The following is a 17,183-nucleotide window of genomic DNA, read 5'->3' as shown; positions in this document are numbered from 1 at the left end:
AAAATGCCCTGCGCGTAACGCTTGAAGAATGACAAAAGCCGATTATCCCGTGAGGAGTGATCGGCTTTCCACCCTCGAAAAATAGCATGCTTGAGGGTTTTGTCTTCAAATGAGTGCTTGAGGGCTAAAACGTTTCATCTTTCTGCCAGCTCCGGGCGATCACGAAATTGCTCCAGTGCCTCGGGGTTGGCCAGGGCGTCGGTGTTCTTCACCGCCTCGCCATGCACCACGTTGCGCACCGCCAGTTCGACGATCTTGCCGCTGATGGTGCGCGGGATGTCCGTCACCGCGAGGATCTTCGCCGGCACGTGGCGCGGCGTGGTGTTGGCGCGGATCACCTGGCGGATCTGCTGCTCCAGGGCGTCATCCAGTTCGACGCCGTCGTTGAGCCGCACAAACAGCACCACTCGCACGTCATCCTGCCAGCGTTGGCCGATGGCCAGGCTTTCCAGGACCTGCGGCACCTTTTCCACCTGGCGATAAATCTCTGCGGTGCCGATGCGCACGCCGCCGGGGTTGAGCACCGCGTCCGAGCGGCCATGGATCAGCAGGCTGCCATTGGGCCGTTGTTCGGCGTAGTCGCCTTGGGCCCACACGCCGGGGAACTGGCTGAAATACGAGGCCCGCAGTTTTTCCTGGTGCGGGTCATTCCACAGGCCGATGGGCATCGCCGGGAAGTGCCGGGTGCACACCAGTTCGCCTTTTTCGCCCACCCGCGGGCGGCCCTGGTCGTCCCAGACTTCGATGGCCATTGCCAGGCTCTTGCACTGCATCTCGCCACGCCGCACCGGCAGCACCGGGTTGCCGATCACAAAGCAGGAGACGATGTCGGTACCGCCGGACATCGACGACAGGCACAGCTGCGGCTTGATCTCGCGGTACACGTAGTCGTAGCTCTGGGGCGACAGCGGCGAGCCGGTGGAGATCAAACCCTTGAGACTGCCCAGGTCGTGACTCAGCCGCGGTTGCAGCCCGGCCTTTTCCAGGGTAGCGAGGAACTTCGGGCTGGTGCCGAACACGCTGATTTTTTCCTGGTCGATCAGGTCCATCAGGCGTTCCGGCCCCGGGTGAAACGGTGAGCCGTCATACAGCACCGCCGTGGCGCCGATGGCCAGCACCGACACCAGCCAGTTCCACATCATCCAGCCGCAGGTGGTGTAGTAGAACAGGCAGTCATCCCGGGACAGGTCGGCGTGCAGGCCGTGTTCCTTGAGGTGGGTGAGCAGTACGCCGCCGGTACCGTGGATGATGCACTTGGGTACGCCAGTGGTGCCGCTGGAATAGAGGATGTACAGCGGATGATCGAAGGGCACGGCGACGAAATCGGGTTCGCCGCCGGGGCTGTAGACGTCGTCCCAGAGCGCGACGTTGGCCCGGGTCTGATAATCCTCGGGACGCGCCTGCGGGCGGGCATACGGCACGATGATCAGCTGTTGCAGGGACGGCAGCCGCTCGAGGATTTCATTGAGCTTGCTGCTTTGGTCGATGACCTTGCCGGCGTAGCGGTAGCCGGCGCAGGTGATCAGCACCTTGGGTTCGATCTGGCCGAAGCGGTCGATCACACCCTGGGTACCGAAGTCCGGCGAAGAGCACGACCAGATGGCGCCGAGGCTGGTGGTGGCGAGCATGCCCACCAGGGTTTGCCAGGTGTTGGGCATGCACGCGGCCACCCGGTCACCGATGCCCACACCGGCCGCCCGCAGGCTGCGTTGCAGGCCGGCGACGTGGCGGGCCAGTTCGGCATAGGTCAGTTGTTCGCGCTGGCCGTCTTCGCTGATGGCGACCACCGCAGGATGATCGTCGCGACGGCGCAGCAGGTGTTCGGCAAAGTTCAGGGTAGCGCCGGGAAACCACTGGGCGCTGGGCATCTCGGCGCCTTCGATCAGCACCGCGCTGGGTGGCGTGCGGAACTGCACGTCGAAGAACTCGACGATGGACTGCCAGAAGTCCGGGCGCTGGTCGATGCTCCATTGGTGCAGGGCCGGGTAGTCGCTGATCTGCAAGGCATGGCGATCATTGATGAAGCGCCGGAACTGGTCCATGCGGGTGTTGTGGATGCGTTCGGGGGAGGGTTGCCAGAGTATTTCGGACATTATTGGCCTCTTGTTATGTGTCGACCGCAAAGATGCTCTAAATGTGGCGAGGGAGCTTGCTCCCGTTGGGTGGCGAAGCCGCCCCAGCAATGCTCATGCGGTCTTTCAGATAAAGCACGGTTGCAGGTTTTGGGGCTGCTGCGCAACCCAACGGGAGCAAGCTCCCTCGCCACAAAAGCGTCACTGATGAATACTTACTGGGCCAGCCAGCCGCCGTCGATATTCCACGCCGCGCCCCGCACCTGGCTGCCGGCTTCGCTGCACAGGAACAGCACCAGTTCCCCCAGTTGTGGCGGCGTCACGAACGCCAGGGACGGCTGCTTCTCCGCCAGCAAATCCTGCTGCGCCTGCTGCGGATCAACCCCGGTGGCAATGCGATCATCAATCTGCTTCTGCACCAGCGGCGTCAGCACCCAGCCCGGGCAGATGGCATTGCAGGTGACATTACTCTGGGCGGTTTCCAGGCCCACCACCTTGGTCAGCCCGATCACCCCGTGCTTGGCCGCGACGTAAGCCGCCTTGCCCACCGACCCCACCAGCCCATGCACCGAGGCGATATTGACGATCCGCCCCCAGCCCCTGGCCTTCATCCCCGGCAGGCTCAACCGCGTGCTATGGAACACCGACGACAGGTTGATCGCAATGATCGAATCCCAGCGCTCCACCGGAAACTCATCCACCGGCGCCACATGCTGGATCCCTGCGTTGTTCACCAGGATGTCGATGCCGCCAAACTCGCGTTCGGCGTAGGCGACCATCTCGGCGATCTGTGCCGGGTCGCTGACGTCCGCCGGGTGATGCCCGACCTTGCCGCCGAAGGCCTGCACCTGGGCGATCACCGCGCTGGCGTCGCCGAAGCCGTTGAGGATCAGGTTGGCGCCGGCCTTGGCCAGGCTCAAGGCGATGCCCAAGCCGATGCCGCTGGTGGAGCCGGTGACCAGGGCGGTCTTGCCGTTCAATGTCGTCATATCAACCTCACACAATGCCGGTGGCGTAGAAAGTACCAATCACCACGAACACCGCGAGGGTCTTGATGATCGTGATGCCGAAAATATCTTTATAGGCTTCGCGGTGGGTCAGCCCGGTGACCGCCAGCAGTGTGATCACGGCGCCGTTGTGGGGCAGGGTGTCCATGCCGCCGCTGGCCATGGCCGCGACCCGGTGCAGTACTTCAAGGGGGATATTGGCCGCATGGGCGGCTGAAATAAAGCTCTCCGACATGGCCGCCAACGCAATGCTCATGCCGCCTGAGGCAGAGCCGGTGATACCGGCCAGCAGGGTCACGGTAATCGCTTCGTTGACCAGTGGGTTGGGAATGCCCTTGAGCCAGTCCGCCAGCACCAGGAAGCCCGGCAGCGAGGCGATCACCGCACCAAAACCGTATTCCGACGCGGTGTTCATCGCCGCCAGCAGTGCACCGCTGACCGCGCTCTTGCTGCCCTCGGCGAGCTTGCTGCGAATCGCCGAGAAACCGAACACCAGCACCACGATGATCCCCACCAGCAACGCCGCCTGCACCGCCCAGATCGCCGTGAGCTTGGCGACTTCGGTCTGCACCGGCACGCTCATGCCCGGCAGGCTGAGGGTGTGGGTCTTGCCGTACCACAGCGGAATCCAGTGGGTGAACAGCAGGTTCATGATGCCCACCAGCAACAGCGGCGACAGGGCGATCCATGGGTTGGGCAGCTTGATGTCTTCGGCGGTCTCTGGCTCGTTGCGCAGGTTGGTGCCATAGCCTTCACCGGCCCGCTGGGCCTTGTTGCGCTGGCGAGCCAGGTACAGCATGCCGACGCAGAACACGAAGATCGTGCCGATCAACCCCAGCCACGGCGCGGCCCAGGCGGTGGTGTTGAAGAAGGTGCTGGGGATGATGTTCTGGATCTGCGGCGTGCCGGGCAGGGCGTCCATGGTGAACGAGAACGCACCGAGGGCGATGGTCGCCGGCAACAGGCGCTTGGGGATATTGCTCTGGCGGAACATCTCGGCGGCAAACGGGTACACCGCGAACACCACCACAAACAGCGACACACCGCCGTAAGTCAGCAGGGCGCACACCAGCACGATCACCAGCATCGCCTGGCGGGTGCCCAGCAACTGGATCGCGGCGGCGACGATGGAGCGCGAGAAGCCGGAAATTTCAATCAGCTTGCCGAACACCGCGCCGAGCAGGAACACCGGGAAATACAGCTTGAGGAAGCCGACCATCTTCTCCATGAACACCCCGGTGAAGGCGGGGGCGACGGCGGAGGGGTCGGTAAGCAGCACAGCGCCGAGGGCGGCGATGGGGGCAAACAGGATGACGCTGTAGCCACGGTAGGCGGCCAGCATCAGCAGCGCCAGGGCTGCGAGGGCAATGATCACACTCATGGTGTGTCTCCATCTGATTGTTATTTTTGTGGGGTGAGGCGGTGGGGAAGGGCTATAGCGAGATGTGTGCCAAGTGGTTAACTTGTTGAAATATAAAGATAATATTATTTTTTAGGTTTGAATTTTGAAGTTTGTCTCTGATTTGAGACTGGCGCTGATCAAATGTGGGAGCTGGCTTGCCTGCGATGGCGGTTTGTCAGTGGGTGGATGTGTTGGCTGACCCACAGCTATCGCAGGCAAGCCAGCTCCCACAGTCGATTGTCTTTGATATGAGATTATTGTCTCTATTTCGAGACTAGGCGATGCCCAGCGCGACCATTTTCTTGTACAAGGTCGACCGGCCAAGCCCCAGCCGCTTCGCCGCTTCCACAACATTCCCTTCACACGCCTTCAACGCCGCCCCAATCACCTGCCGGTCAAACCGTTCCCGGGCCGCGCTGAAACTCTCGCCCTCAACGGTCTCTACCGAACTGTGTTCCACCGGGCTGAACGTACCAATTGCCGCGCGGATTTCACGGGCATCCAGCACCAGGTCATCACTCAACAGCGCCGCCCGCTCCAGGACATTGCGCAGCTCGCGGATATTCCCCGGCCAGGCATGCTGCGCCAATAGCGCCAGCGCTTCCCGGTCCAGCTCATGCTGGCTGCGCAACTCCTCCAGAATCGCCTCACTCAACGCCGGCAAATCATCCAGCCGCGCGCGCAACGGCGGTACCTGGATCGGCAGCACATTCAGGCGGTAATACAGGTCCGCCCGAAATTCCCCGCGCTTGATCGCCGCTTCCAGGTCCATCGACGTGGCGGCAATCACCCGCACATCACTGTGGATCATCTCGTTGGAGCCCACGGGCTCGAACTCTTTCTCCTGCAACACCCGCAGCAGCTTGCTTTGCAGCGGCAGCGGCATGTCGCCGATTTCATCGAGAAACAGCGTGCCGCCCTGGGCAATCTGCAACTTGCCGGGACGGCCCTTGCGGTCGGCGCCGGTAAACGCGCCCGGTGCCGTGCCAAAGAATTCGGCTTCCAGCAAATCATGGGGAATCGCTGCGCTGTTGATGCTCACAAAGGCTTTGTGCGCCCGAGGCGATGCACCGTGAATCGCCTGGGCCAGCAGTTCCTTGCCGGTCCCGGTTTCCCCCAGCAACAACACCGGCGACTCCGCGCTGGCACTGCGCCGCGCCCGGCGTTTGACTTCCAGGCTGGCCGCGCTGGTGCCGATAAAGTGCGCGAAGTTGTACTTGCTTTGCCGCGACCTCAGCAACGATCGGGTGGACGCCAGTTCCTGCTGCATGCTCAGGTAGCGCTCGATCAGCGGCGACAGGTTGCGCAGCTCATCAAACAACGCAAACCCGATGGCGCCGATCACCTTGCCCGCGTCGTCATGGATCGGCAGGCGCATCACCACCAGCGGGCCTTTGGGCGTGTCCTGGATATCCAGCAATATCGGTTGGTCGTTGCGTACCACCTGGCGCAGCAGGCTGTTGGAAATCACCTGCTCGCACGGTTGGCCGATGGCTTCGTCGGCGCTTTTCAGGCCGAAGCGCTTGGCGTAACGCTCGTTCATCCAGACGATGTTGGCGTCACCGTCGACAATCACCGTGCCTTCGCTGGACTGCTCGATGATCTCGAACAACGACTGGATCGCCAGGCCACGAACGTATTGGTAATCCTTGAGGCTGCCGCTGGTGCTCATGGATGTGCCGCCGCGAGGAGTTCCTGGGTGTAGGGGTGTTGCGGCGCGGCAAATACTTCATCGCTGGGGCCGCGCTCCACCACCTTGCCGTCCTTGATCACAATCATGTCGTGGGCCAGGGCCCGCACCACCGCCAGGTCGTGGCTGATAAACAGGTAAGTCAGGCCGTACTTTTCCTGCAGCTCAAGCAGCAGGGCGACCACCTGTTTCTGCACGGTGCGGTCCAGCGCCGAGGTGGGTTCGTCCAGCAGGATCAGCGCCGGTTTGAGCACCAGGGCACGGGCGATAGCGATGCGTTGGCGCTGGCCGCCGGAAAATTCATGGGGGTAGCGATGGCGGCTGGCGGGGTCCAGGCCGACGTCTTCCAGCACGCGGATCACTTGGGCTTCGCGGTCCTTGAGGCTGCACGGGGCATGCACTTCGAGGCCTTCGCTGATGATCTGCGCCACCGACATCCGCGGGCTGAGGCTGCCGAACGGGTCCTGGAACACCACCTGCATCTGCTTGCGCCACGGCTGCATCTGTTTTTGCGTCAGGCCTTCGAGAGCCTCGCCCTGGAAGCGAATCGCGCCGCTGGAATCCAGCAGCCGCAGAATCGCCTGGCCCAGTGTGGATTTGCCCGAGCCGGACTCGCCGACAATCCCCAAGGTCTTGCCGCGCTGCACCGTCAGGCTGATGCCGTCCACTGCTTGCAGGTACTGCTTGCGCCGGAACAGTCCGCCGCCCAGCGGGAACTGCACGCTCAGGTCTTCCACCTGCAACACCGTGTCCCGCGCCTGGTGATTCAAGACGATGCCTGCCGGTTCAGCATCCAGCAACAGGCGGCTGTAAGGGTGCTTGGGGGCGCAGAACAGGGTTTCGCAATCTGCCTGCTCGACAATCTCCCCGGCCTTCATCACGCACACCCGCTGGGCAATGCTGCGCACCAGGTTGAGGTCGTGGCTGATCAGCAGCAGCGACATGCCCAGGCGTTGTTGCAGGGACTTGAGCAGCAGCAGGATCTTGCGCTGCACCGTCACATCCAGCGCGGTGGTCGGTTCGTCGGCGATCAACAGTTCCGGCTCGCAGGCCAGGGCCATGGCGATCATCACCCGCTGGCGCTGGCCGCCGGAGAGTTGATGGGGGTAGGCCTTGAGGCGTTCCTGGGGCTTCTGGATGCCCACCAGTTCCAGCAACTCAAGGATCCGCGCCTGGGCTTGCTTGCCGCCCAGGCCCTTGTGCAGCAGCAGGGTTTCGCCGATTTGCTTCTCGATGCTGTGCAGCGGATTCAGGGACGTCATCGGCTCCTGGAAGATCATCGCAATCCGGTTGCCCCGCAGCTTTTGCAGGGTGGCGGGTGAGGCGCCGAGCAGTTCCTGGCCGCGATAACGCACTGAACCGGTGGTTTCGGTGCCGGCTTCGGGGAGCAATTGCAGGATCGAATGGGCGGTCACCGACTTGCCCGACCCCGACTCGCCCACCAGTGCCAGGCACTCGCCAGGGCGCACGTCCAGGCACAGCTTGCGCACCACGGTCTGGCCGTTGAAGGCGACGCTCAGATCGCGAATCTCGATCAGGTTTTCAGTCATCTCAGGGCCCTTCATGAGCGTGGGTCGAAGGCGTCACGCAACGCCTCGCCGATAAACACCAGCAACGACAGAATCAGCGCCAGGGTGAAAAACGCGGTCAGCCCCAGCCATGGCGCCTGCAGGTTCTGCTTGCCCTGGGCGATCAGCTCACCCAGTGACGCGCTGCCGGCGGGCATGCCGAAACCGAGGAAATCCAGGGCGCTCAGGGTAGAAATCGCCCCGGTCAAAATGAACGGCAAGTAGCTCAGGGTGGCGGTCATTGCGTTCGGCAGGATATGCCGGCGGATGATCTTGCCGTCCCCCAGGCCCAATGCCCGCGCGGCCTTGACGTACTCCAGGTTGCGCCCCCGCAGAAACTCGGCGCGCACCACGTCCACCAGGGCCAGCCACGAAAACAGCGCCATGATCCCCAGCAACCACCAAAAATTCGGCTCGACAAACCCCGACAGAATGATCAGCAAGTACAGCACCGGCAGCCCGGACCACACTTCCAATATTCGTTGCCCGAGCAAGTCGACCCAGCCGCCGTAGTAACCCTGCAACGCCCCGGCGGCGATGCCGATGGCGGCGCTGATGGCGGTGAGGGCCAGGGCAAACAGGATCGATACCCGTGCGCCGAAGATCACCCGCGCCAGGACGTCGCGGGATTGGTCGTCGGTGCCCAGCCAGTTCACGCTCGATGGCGGGCTGGGGGCAGGGCGGGTCAGTTCGTAGTTGGGGGTGTCGTCGCTGAACGGGATCGGCGGGAACAGCATCCAGCCGCCGTCCTTTTTGATCAGGTTCTGCACGTATTCACTGCGGTAATCCGCCTGGAACGGCAGTTGCCCGCCGAACTCCTGCTCGGTGTAGCGCTTGAATACCGGGAAATACAGTTCGTTCTGGTAGCTGAGCACCAAGGGTTTGTCATTGGCGATCAACTCGCCGCCGAGGGTCAGGATAAACAGGCCGATAAACAGCCACAGCGACCACCAGCCGCGACGGTTTTTCTTGAAACGTTCAAAGCGCCGACGGGCCACGGGAGAAAGCTTGAGCATCAGGCGTTCCTCGCGGCGAAGTCGATACGCGGGTCCACCAGGGTGTAGCAGAGGTCACCGATGAGTTTGATCAAAAGGCCAAACAGCGTGAAGATAAACAACGAGCCGAACACCACCGGATAGTCCCGTGAAACCGCCGCTTCGTAGCTCATGCGGCCCAGGCCATCGAGGGAGAAAATCACCTCGATCAGCAGCGAACCGGCAAAGAACACCGCGATAAACGCCTGGGGAATTCCCGAAATCACCAGCAGCATGGCATTGCGAAACACATGCCCGTACAGCACCCGGCGTTCACTCAAGCCTTTGGCTCGGGCGGTGACCACGTACTGGCGGGTGATTTCATTGAGGAACGAGTTTTTGGTGAGGATGGTCAAGGTGGCGAAACCGCCGATCACCAGGGCGCTGACCGGCAGTACCAGGTGCCAGAAGTAGTCGGCGATCTTGCCCACGGTGCTCAACTGGTCGAAGTTTTCCGAGACCAGTCCGCGCACCGGGAACCAGTTCAGCGAAGTGCCGCCGGCGAAGACCACGATCAGGAACATCGCAAACAGAAACGCCGGCATCGCATACCCAATCACGATCGCGGTGCTGCTCCACACATCGAAACTGCTGCCATGGCGCACCGCCTTGCGAATCCCCAGCGGGATCGACACCAGGTAGGTGATCAAGGTGGCCCACAGGCCGAGGGAAATGGTCACCGGCATCTTTTCCAGGATCAGGTCGGTCACGCTTTTGCCGCGGAAGAAACTGTTGCCGAAATCCAGCTGGGCGTAGCTCTTGAGCATCAGCCACAGGCGTTCCGGCGCGGGCTTGTCGAAGCCGTATTGTTTTTCGATGTCCTTGATCAGCTTCGGGTCCAGGCCACGGCTGGCCCGTGAACCGCTGCTGAGGCTTTCGGCAGACGAGCCGCCGACGCCACCGCCGCCGATGCCTTGCAGGTGAGCGATGGCCTGTTCCACCGGCCCGCCGGGTGCGGCCTGCACGATAACGAAGTTCACCAGCAGGATAATCACCAGGGTGGGAATGATCAGCAGCAAGCGCCGCACGATATAGGCAAACATCAGCGGGCTCCCGGGCGTTTGGTCAATTCGGCTTTCATCTGTTCATTGGTCAGCGGCGTGGGGCTGATTTCCCACCAGGTTTCCAGGGCCTCATCGGTCTTGGCTTCCACGGCCGGGCGGCCGAAGCGGTTCCACCACGCGGCGGAGGTGCCCGGCGGGTAGTAGTTGGGAATCCACAGGTAATTCCATTGCAGCACGCGGTCCAGGGCGTGGGCGTAACTGAGCATCTGCGACTGGGTGTTGGCCTTGACCAGGCCGTTGATCAGGCTGTCCACGGCTGGGTCCTTGAGGACCATGTAGTTGTTGGCGCCGGTATCAAACGCGGCGGCCGAGCCAAAGTAGTTGTACAGCTCCATCCCCGGCGAGGTGGTGACCGGGAAGCCGGTGACGATCATGTCGTAGTCCCGGGCCATCAGGCGGTTGACGTATTGCGAGGAGTCGATACGGCGGATATTGAGGGTGATGCCGATTTGCGCGAGGTTGCGTTTGTAGGGCAACAACAGGCGCTCAAGGCCGTTCTGGGCGTTGAGGAAGGTGAACTCCAGCGGCTCGCCTTCGGCATTTACCAGCTTGTCGCCGTCGGGTTTCCAACCAGCCTGTTCCAGCAGGGCCAGGGCTTGCAGCTGCTTGTCGCGGATCATCCCGGTGCCGTCAGTGGTGGGGGCCTTGAACACCTGGGTGAAGACTTCGTCGGGAATCTGCCCGCGCAAAGGTTCCAGAATCGCCAGCTCCTGGGCGTCCGGCAGTTGGGTCGCCGCCAGTGGGCTGTTGGAGAAGAAGCTTTGCTGGCGGATGTACATGTTGCGCATCATCTGCCGGTTGGCCCATTCGAAGTCCCACAACATGGCCAGGGCCTGGCGCACGCGGCGGTCCTTGAACATCGGCTTTTGCACGTTGAACACGTAGCCCTGGGCCGGTTGCGGTGCTTCCTTGGCCAGGTGCGCGCGCTGCAGGCGGCCATCGTCGAGGGCCGGGCCGTTGTAGCCGATGGAGTAGCCGGTGGCGGAGAATTCGCGGTTGAAGTCGTAGGCTCCGCCCCGCAGGACCTGACGCGCCACTTCGGTGTCGCCGAAGTATTCCAGGCTCAGGTGATCGAAGTTGTACAGGCCACGGCTGATGGGCAGGTCCTTGCCCCACCAGTTCGGGTCGCGCTTGAAGGTGATGGTGTTGCCGGCATCCACCTTGCTGATGGTGTAGGGGCCGCTGCCGAGGGGAATCTCGTAGCCGCCGCCGTCGGCGAAGTTGCGGGTCTTCCACCAATGCTCGGGGAACACCGGCAGGGTGGCGACATCCAGGGGCAGGGTGCGGTTTTCGTTGCTGGAGAAGTCGAAGCGCACCTGGCGCGGGCCTTCGACTTCGACGTGTTTGACGTCGGCGAACAGCGTGCGGTAGCGCAGGCTGCCCTGGGTCATCAGCAGGTCGAAGGTGTAGCGCACGTCTTCGGCGGTGATCGGCTGGCCATCGGCGAAACGCGCCTTGGGGTTCAGGTAAAAACGCAGGGACAGACCGTCGTCTGACCGCTCCATCTTTTCCGCCACCAGGCCGTAGACCGTGTAGGGCTCATCCAGGGAGCGCTGGGCCAGGGGCGAATACAGCCAACCGTCGACCTGGCTGACACCGATGCCTTTGTCGCCATAGGGCAGCACGTGGTCGTAGCGCCCGATTTCGATCGCCGAACGCCGCAAGCTGCCGCCCTTGGGGGCATTGGGGTTGGCGTAGTCGAAATGGGTGAAGCCGGGCTGGTATTTGGCCGGTTCGCCGTACACGGTCAGTGCCGATTGCGGCGCGGCGATCACGGCGGTGCTGGCCAGCAGCAGGGCCAGGGTGGAGCAAAACAGGGTAGAAAAAGCGACTCGCATTATCAGCCTTGGGCGCCGGGTGAAGAGGTAAAGGGATTTGTACGCTATGCGCGTACGCCTCGCCAGTCTTCACACTGTCACAGATGCACAACGGCCCACCAAAAGGCGGGCCGCTGTTTTAAACATAGGTGCGGACTGGATCAGTCCTGACGGCTGGTCACTTCCAGCAGGTGATAACCGAACTGGGTTTTCACGGGGCCTTGCACGGTGTTGACTGGGGCGCTGAATACGACGGTGTCGAATTCTTTAACCATTTGGCCCGGGCCGAACGAGCCCAGGTCGCCGCCTTGACGGCTGGACGGGCAGGACGAGTTGGCTTTGGCAACTTCGGCGAAATCAGCGCCGGCTTCGATTTGCGCTTTCAGTTCGTTGCACTTGTCTTCGCTGGAAACCAGGATGTGACGGGCGGTGGCTTTGGCCATGAGGGATAACTCCTTGGGTAAAAACGGTGAGCGTACCGGATTCAGGTGGTTATTTCCTGGCAAAGTTCCCCCGGGTTGCATGGACGGTTCAGGATCGGGCCATTACGCCGCTTTGGGTCAGCCAGTCGATAAACAGCGCAAACAGCTCCGCCTGGGAATTGATTTCAAGCTTGGTATACAGATGCTTGCGGTGCATGCGCACGGTTTCCGGGGAAATGCCCAGTACCTGCGCGGTGGATTTCACCGAGTGCCCGCGCAGGATCAGGTGGGCGATCTCCCGTTCGCGCACGGTCAATACGCCGCTGCCAAAGTGCATGAACGCCGCTTCAATCTGCTGATGCACCTGGGTCTGGGTGAAGGCGTCGTCGCTGATCACCTTGCACAGCCCGCCGGTGGTGCCGAAGCGCCGCAGCAGTTCACGCACGATGGGTTGGGCGGTTCGTTGCAGCGCCAGTTGCTCATCGCTGAACTGGCCGGCACTCAGCCCCTGGAACATGCACAGGGAAATCTTGCTGTTGGGGCACAGGTCAACGATGTAGTAGCTCTCCTGGGCGCCGCCGCTGCGCAGGTAGTAGGTCTTGTAGTACGCGCTGTTGAAGAAATCGTCCGGGGCGATTTGCGCCAGGTGGTAGAAGCCTTCGGCGAGGCCCTTGTCCACCGCCAGGCAGAACGGGTCCAGCAGGTAGCCCCGGGAAAAGTAGCGGTTGATGATTTCTTCGTAGTGCGGCCGGGGGATGCCTTGCTGGTACAGCAAGTGCGGCGCCTGGCCCTGGCGCTCCAGGCTGATCATCATCGATTCGATGGGGGTCAGGGCACTGAGGGCACAGGCCAGGTGTTCAAGGAATGAGGCTTCGTCAACGCTGACGAAGGCGTGGGCCAACGCGCCGTTCCAGGCTTCGAGCACCTGGAAGGACGGGGCAGGGCAGTGATCGGCATTCTGGCTCATGCCGGCCAGTCTACCCGCCGGCCAGGGCCCCGGCAAAAGCACCGGGGCGCCCAGGCTCATCGGCCTTGATACTCGCCGCTCTGGCGCAGCTCTTCGGCGGTGTCGAGGATGCACTGGCGCAGGATCTCCACCACTTCATCCACTTGGGCATGGGTGATGATCAGCGGCGGCGACATCACGTTCAGGTGGCCGATGGGCCGTACCAGCAAGCCCCTGGCCTGGGCCCGCAGGTGGATCTTCTCGCCGATGTTCACCGCGTCCGGCAGCAGCGCCTTGGTGTGTTTGTCGGCAACAAACTCGATGCAGGCCATCAAGCGCTGGCAGCGCACGTCGCCCACCAACGGCAGGCTGGCCAGGGTTTGCAGGCGCTGTTCGAGGTACACGCCGACGTCTTCGACATGGGCCAGCAGGTGTTCCCGCTCGATGATCTCGATGTTCTTCAGCGCCGCCACGCAACTCACCGGATGGCCGCTGTAGGTGAAGCCATGGGTAAAGCAGCGGCCCTTGCCCGGCTCGCCGATCACTTGCCAGATGCGGTCCGAGAAAATACAGGCGCCCAGCGGCAGGTAGCCGGAAGTCAGGCCCTTGGCGGTGGTGATGATGTCCGGCTGCATGTCGAACACCTCCTGGGAGGCGAAGAATTTGCCCAGCCGACCGAAGGACGTCACCACTTCATCCGCCACGTAGAGCAGGTCATAGCGTTGGCAGATGTCCCACATGCGCCGGTGATAACCCTTTGGCGGGATGATCACGCCACCCGAGCCCATGATCGGTTCGGCAAAGAACGCGGCCACCTTGTCGGCGCCGATGGTCAGGATCTTGTCTTCGAACTCATCCACCAGGAAATCGAGGAACTGCGCCTCGCTCATGCCTTCTGGCGCCCGGTAGTAGTTGGGGCAGGAGATGTGGTGGAACAGGTCGCTCATGAAGTCGAATTCCGGCGCACGGTCGGCGGCCTTGTTGCCGATGGACATCGTCAGGAACGTCGAGCCGTGGTACGCACTGAGGCGCGAGATGATGTGTTTCTTCCCATGCTTGCCGCGACTGTTCTGATAGAACTGCACCAGGCGATAGGCGGTATCGACAGCCGTGGAGCCGCCGGTGGTCAGGAACACATGGTCGAGGTCGCCGGGGGCCAGGCTGGCGAGCTTGGCGCACAGTTCGATGGCGGTGACGTTGGCCATGTCGCAGAACGGGTTGGAGTAGGCCAACTGGCGCACCTGGTTGGCGATGGCGTCGGCCATTTCTTCGCGGCCCAGGCCGATATTCGTGCACCACATGCCGCCGACGGCATCCAGGTAACGGTTGCCGGCGGTGTCGTAGATGTAGGCGCCGTCACCGGCCGCAATGTTCAGCGAGCCTTGTTCACGGTGTTCGTCGAACATATGGAAGCCGTGCATGTAATGGGCCTTGTCGGCGGCGTCCAGTTGCTCGTGGTCGAACTGGGCGAAAAAAGCAGGATTTGGCAGGGTCATGGCATTTACCTTCAATGGCTGGGTTTCACTTGCCGGTCTTCACGGCGTTCCAGGTACGGGTGATCAGGCGCACGGCGGCTTGGGACTGGCTTTTCTGGGTGAACAAGCGCTGCATCGTCGCCAGGTCCGGGTAGATGGCCGGGTTGTCGCGTATGTCCGCATTTACAAAGGGCTTGGACGCCAGATTGCTGTTGGCGTAGTGAATGGTGTTGCTGACGCCGGCGATGACTTCCGGTTGCAGGAGGAATTCGATGAATTTGTGGGCATTCGCCACATGGGGCGCGTCGCTCGGGATGTAGAAGTTATCGAACCAGATCAGCGAGCCTTCCTTGGGGATGAAGTAGCCTAGGTTGACCTTGGCCCCGGCTTCCGCGGCCCGGGCCTGTGCAGTGGCGTAGTCGCCGGACCAGGTGGTGGCCATGCACAACTCGCCGTTGGCCAGGCCGTTGATAAACCCGCTGGAGTCGAATTTGCGTATGTACGGGCGTACCGCCATCAGTACGTCCTGGGCAGCCTTGAGGTCTTTGGGCGCCACGCTGTTGGGGTCCAGGCCGAGGTAGGTCAGGGCCAGCGGGATCATGTCGGTGGGGGAGTCCATGAAGGTGATGCCACAGTCGGCGAAGCGCGAAACGATCTTGGGGTCGAAGATCATCGCCAGGGAGCCGATGGGCGCATCCGGCATGCGTTCCTTGATCTTGTCGATGTTGTAGGTCACGCCATTGCTGCCCCAGGTGTAAGGCGCGGAATAGGTCACGCCCGGATCATGGGTTTCCAGGCTTTTCAGCACTTGCGGGTCGAGGTTGTTCCAGTCCGGCAGCAGCGCTTTGTTGAGGGGCTGGAAGGCCTTGGCCTTGATCAGCAGCGGCACCAGTGACGCGTTGAGCACCACCAGGTCATAACCCGAGCGCCCGGAGAGCAGCTTGCCCTGCACGGTTTCGTAGGAGTCGTAGGTGTCGTAGACCACCTTGATGCCGGTGGCTTTCTCGAAGTCGGTGAGGGTGTGTTCCCCGATGTAATCGGCCCAGTTGTAGATGCGCAAGGTGTTGCCCGGGTCGTCAGCGGCCTGGCTGAGGGACGTGGATGCAAGCAAGACAGCGCTGAACAGGGCGATAACGGCTTTATGCATGGCGGACCCACCTTGATGTTGTGCTTATTGTCAGGCCGAGGGGCTGATTGCACTTTCAGGCAGGTGGCGGGTGGGGCGCCATACCCCGTTCGGGTAGGAGGCGGTCAGGGCAGGACGATGTAGTCGTTTCGCGTGACGACCGGGCGGTGGACGCCCTGTTCCAGGTGGACGTAGCGCCCGTCTACCAGGTCGATGGGCAGGCAGTCGTCGATATCCAGTACGCCGTCGGTGTGGGATTGCGTCCAGTGCGTGAGCATCTGCCGTTTGCCTTGGGCCGCAGCTTCCCTGGCCGTGCGTGCAACCACCAGCAGGTAGTGGTGGGCTTCGCCAAAGATGTTCGATTCATAACCGCCCAGGTTGATGAAGTACAGGCGCGGCGCACCCGCGTTAGGTGCCAGGTGGCTGAGCTGGACTTTCCAGCCGTCGACGCCGTCCACCGTCATCCAGGAGTCGATATGCACACCTTTCTGGCTGCCAAACCAGCCCTCGCGCAGTTGCGGGTAGGCGGCTTCCAGGGTGTCGGCCACGGCGAACACCACATCATGCACTTCGATTTTCGCCCGGGGGTGCTTGCCCCCCAGCATGACCACAAACAGCATTGCGCGCCCTTTCTATGGCTGGGATGGAAAGGGCCACCTTCCTTCGATTGAACCCTTTTGTCCAGTCGGTGCCACACTGTTAATTCGCGAATTCATCAGGAGGTTGTCATGCGCACCATTGATCTGGCCGGCGTTCCCGTCCCTGTCATCGGCCAGGGGACCTGGCGCATGGGCGAAAATCCCGGGCAACGCAGCGCCGAGGTGGCGGCGTTGCAATTGGGCATTGATGAGGGCATGACCCTGATCGATACCGCTGAAATGTATGGCGAAGGCGGCGCCGAGGAAGTCGTCGGCGAAGCGATTCGCGGCAAGCGCGACCAGGTGTTCCTGGTCAGCAAGGTGTACCCGCACAATGCCAGCCGTAAGGGTGTTCCACAGGCATGCGAGGCCAGTCTCCAGCGCCTGGGCACCGACTACATCGACCTGTATCTGTTGCATTGGCGTGGCCAGTACCCCCTTGAAGAAACGGTGGAAGCCTTCGAACGCTTGCGGGAGGCGGGCAAGATCGGTCGTTGGGGCGTGTCCAACTTTGATGTGGCCGACCTGCAGGAACTGGCGTCCCCGGCCTGCGCCACCAATCAGGTGCTCTACAACATTGAAGAGCGCGGTATCGAATTCGACCTGCTGCCGTGGTGGCAGCAACATAATTTGCCATTGATGGCCTACTGTCCCATCGCCCAGGGTGGCGAGCTGTTGGCCAGCCCGACCCTCAAGCAAATCGCCCGTCGCCACGAGGTCACTCCCGCCCAGGTTTCCCTGGCCTGGGTCTTGCGCCAGGACGGTGTGATCGCCATTCCCAAGGCCGTGACGCCCGAGCATGTGCGGCTCAATGCCGCGGCGGCAAAGCTGGTGCTGGATGAGCACGACCTGGACGCGATTGACCGGGTGTTTGGTGCGCCGAAGCGCAAGCATCCGTTGGCGATGGTCTAGCAGCCGACAG

General features: G+C 62.2%; 14 protein-coding genes. 1 reads left to right on the top strand and 13 read right to left on the bottom strand.

What is annotated here, in order from left to right; translation table 11 throughout:
* Positions 1-134: 134 nt before the first annotated feature.
* From LIY45_RS18565 to LIY45_RS18505, 13 genes are all read right to left on the bottom strand, one after another.
* Entirely contained in the window at positions 135-2,093 is a 1,959-nt protein-coding gene (locus LIY45_RS18565) for an acetoacetate--CoA ligase (RefSeq protein WP_226477174.1), read from the bottom strand.
* Between the two features lie 194 nt (positions 2,094-2,287).
* Positions 2,288-3,061: a 3-hydroxybutyrate dehydrogenase gene (locus LIY45_RS18560; RefSeq protein ID WP_226477173.1), complete on the bottom strand. Its 774-nt coding sequence runs from the start codon at positions 3,059-3,061 to the stop codon at positions 2,288-2,290.
* A gap of 7 nt (positions 3,062-3,068) precedes the next feature.
* Complete coding sequence (locus LIY45_RS18555) at positions 3,069-4,460, bottom strand: GntP family permease (protein WP_226477172.1); 1,392 nt, start codon at positions 4,458-4,460, stop codon at positions 3,069-3,071.
* A 295-nt stretch (positions 4,461-4,755) separates the two neighbouring features.
* Complete coding sequence (locus LIY45_RS18550) at positions 4,756-6,153, bottom strand: sigma 54-interacting transcriptional regulator (RefSeq protein ID WP_226477171.1); 1,398 nt, start codon at positions 6,151-6,153, stop codon at positions 4,756-4,758.
* Positions 6,150-7,721: an ABC transporter ATP-binding protein gene (locus LIY45_RS18545; RefSeq protein WP_226477170.1), complete on the bottom strand. Its 1,572-nt coding sequence runs from the start codon at positions 7,719-7,721 to the stop codon at positions 6,150-6,152. Before LIY45_RS18545 ends, LIY45_RS18550 begins: the two co-directional genes overlap by 4 nt.
* Positions 7,722-7,732: 11 nt before the next feature.
* Positions 7,733-8,755 (bottom strand): ABC transporter permease, encoded by a 1,023-nt coding sequence (locus tag LIY45_RS18540; RefSeq protein ID WP_003208019.1) that lies wholly within the window; start codon positions 8,753-8,755, stop codon positions 7,733-7,735.
* Positions 8,755-9,816: a microcin C ABC transporter permease YejB gene (locus LIY45_RS18535; RefSeq protein WP_003208021.1), complete on the bottom strand. Its 1,062-nt coding sequence runs from the start codon at positions 9,814-9,816 to the stop codon at positions 8,755-8,757. The genes LIY45_RS18540 and LIY45_RS18535 overlap by 1 nt, the downstream gene beginning before the upstream one ends.
* A complete protein-coding gene (locus LIY45_RS18530) occupies positions 9,816-11,675 on the bottom strand; it encodes an extracellular solute-binding protein (RefSeq protein WP_063029235.1) in 1,860 nt (619 codons plus the stop codon). The genes LIY45_RS18535 and LIY45_RS18530 overlap by 1 nt, the downstream gene beginning before the upstream one ends.
* A gap of 140 nt (positions 11,676-11,815) precedes the next feature.
* Positions 11,816-12,097: a peptidylprolyl isomerase gene (locus LIY45_RS18525; RefSeq protein ID WP_017479831.1), complete on the bottom strand. Its 282-nt coding sequence runs from the start codon at positions 12,095-12,097 to the stop codon at positions 11,816-11,818.
* A gap of 88 nt (positions 12,098-12,185) precedes the next feature.
* Positions 12,186-13,103 (bottom strand): helix-turn-helix transcriptional regulator, encoded by a 918-nt coding sequence (locus tag LIY45_RS18520; RefSeq protein ID WP_226477169.1) that lies wholly within the window; start codon positions 13,101-13,103, stop codon positions 12,186-12,188.
* Positions 13,100-14,518 (bottom strand): aminotransferase, encoded by a 1,419-nt coding sequence (locus LIY45_RS18515; protein WP_226477168.1) that lies wholly within the window; start codon positions 14,516-14,518, stop codon positions 13,100-13,102. Before LIY45_RS18515 ends, LIY45_RS18520 begins: the two co-directional genes overlap by 4 nt.
* A gap of 25 nt (positions 14,519-14,543) precedes the next feature.
* Positions 14,544-15,644 (bottom strand): polyamine ABC transporter substrate-binding protein, encoded by a 1,101-nt coding sequence (locus LIY45_RS18510; RefSeq protein ID WP_226477167.1) that lies wholly within the window; start codon positions 15,642-15,644, stop codon positions 14,544-14,546.
* Positions 15,645-15,748: 104 nt separating this feature from the next.
* Positions 15,749-16,243 carry a DUF1543 domain-containing protein gene (locus LIY45_RS18505; RefSeq protein WP_226477166.1) on the bottom strand — a complete coding sequence of 165 codons (495 nt, stop codon included), beginning with the start codon at positions 16,241-16,243 and terminating at the stop codon, positions 15,749-15,751.
* A 108-nt stretch (positions 16,244-16,351) separates the two neighbouring features.
* Here LIY45_RS18505 and LIY45_RS18500 point away from each other — a divergent pair, with 108 nt between their 5' ends.
* The gene (locus LIY45_RS18500) at positions 16,352-17,173 is read left to right on the top strand and encodes an aldo/keto reductase (protein WP_226477165.1); all 822 of its coding nucleotides are present in this window, start codon (positions 16,352-16,354) and stop codon (positions 17,171-17,173) included.
* Positions 17,174-17,183: the final 10 nt, after the last annotated feature.

Origin of the sequence: Pseudomonas sp. MWU16-30323, from assembly GCF_020515595.1 — a bacterium.
GTDB lineage: Bacteria > Pseudomonadota > Gammaproteobacteria > Pseudomonadales > Pseudomonadaceae > Aquipseudomonas > Aquipseudomonas yamanorum.
This window is presented reverse-complemented; position numbering and strand designations above follow the sequence as displayed.

What these genes read in the sequence shown, in the direction of transcription:
- LIY45_RS18565 (WP_226477174.1), bottom strand. Translation starts at nt 2,093, where the DNA reads ATGTCCGAAATACTCTGGCAACCCTCCCCCGAACGCATCCACAACACC.
- LIY45_RS18560 (WP_226477173.1), bottom strand. Translation starts at nt 3,061, where the DNA reads ATGACGACATTGAACGGCAAGACCGCCCTGGTCACCGGCTCCACCAGC.
- LIY45_RS18555 (WP_226477172.1), bottom strand. Translation starts at nt 4,460, where the DNA reads ATGAGTGTGATCATTGCCCTCGCAGCCCTGGCGCTGCTGATGCTGGCC.
- LIY45_RS18550 (WP_226477171.1), bottom strand. Translation starts at nt 6,153, where the DNA reads ATGAGCACCAGCGGCAGCCTCAAGGATTACCAATACGTTCGTGGCCTG.
- LIY45_RS18545 (WP_226477170.1), bottom strand. Translation starts at nt 7,721, where the DNA reads ATGACTGAAAACCTGATCGAGATTCGCGATCTGAGCGTCGCCTTCAAC.
- LIY45_RS18540 (WP_003208019.1), bottom strand. Translation starts at nt 8,755, where the DNA reads ATGCTCAAGCTTTCTCCCGTGGCCCGTCGGCGCTTTGAACGTTTCAAG.
- LIY45_RS18535 (WP_003208021.1), bottom strand. Translation starts at nt 9,816, where the DNA reads ATGTTTGCCTATATCGTGCGGCGCTTGCTGCTGATCATTCCCACCCTG.
- LIY45_RS18530 (WP_063029235.1), bottom strand. Translation starts at nt 11,675, where the DNA reads ATGCGAGTCGCTTTTTCTACCCTGTTTTGCTCCACCCTGGCCCTGCTG.
- LIY45_RS18525 (WP_017479831.1), bottom strand. Translation starts at nt 12,097, where the DNA reads ATGGCCAAAGCCACCGCCCGTCACATCCTGGTTTCCAGCGAAGACAAG.
- LIY45_RS18520 (WP_226477169.1), bottom strand. Translation starts at nt 13,103, where the DNA reads ATGAGCCTGGGCGCCCCGGTGCTTTTGCCGGGGCCCTGGCCGGCGGGT.
- LIY45_RS18515 (WP_226477168.1), bottom strand. Translation starts at nt 14,518, where the DNA reads ATGACCCTGCCAAATCCTGCTTTTTTCGCCCAGTTCGACCACGAGCAA.
- LIY45_RS18510 (WP_226477167.1), bottom strand. Translation starts at nt 15,644, where the DNA reads ATGCATAAAGCCGTTATCGCCCTGTTCAGCGCTGTCTTGCTTGCATCC.
- LIY45_RS18505 (WP_226477166.1), bottom strand. Translation starts at nt 16,243, where the DNA reads ATGCTGTTTGTGGTCATGCTGGGGGGCAAGCACCCCCGGGCGAAAATC.
- LIY45_RS18500 (WP_226477165.1), top strand. Translation starts at nt 16,352, where the DNA reads ATGCGCACCATTGATCTGGCCGGCGTTCCCGTCCCTGTCATCGGCCAG.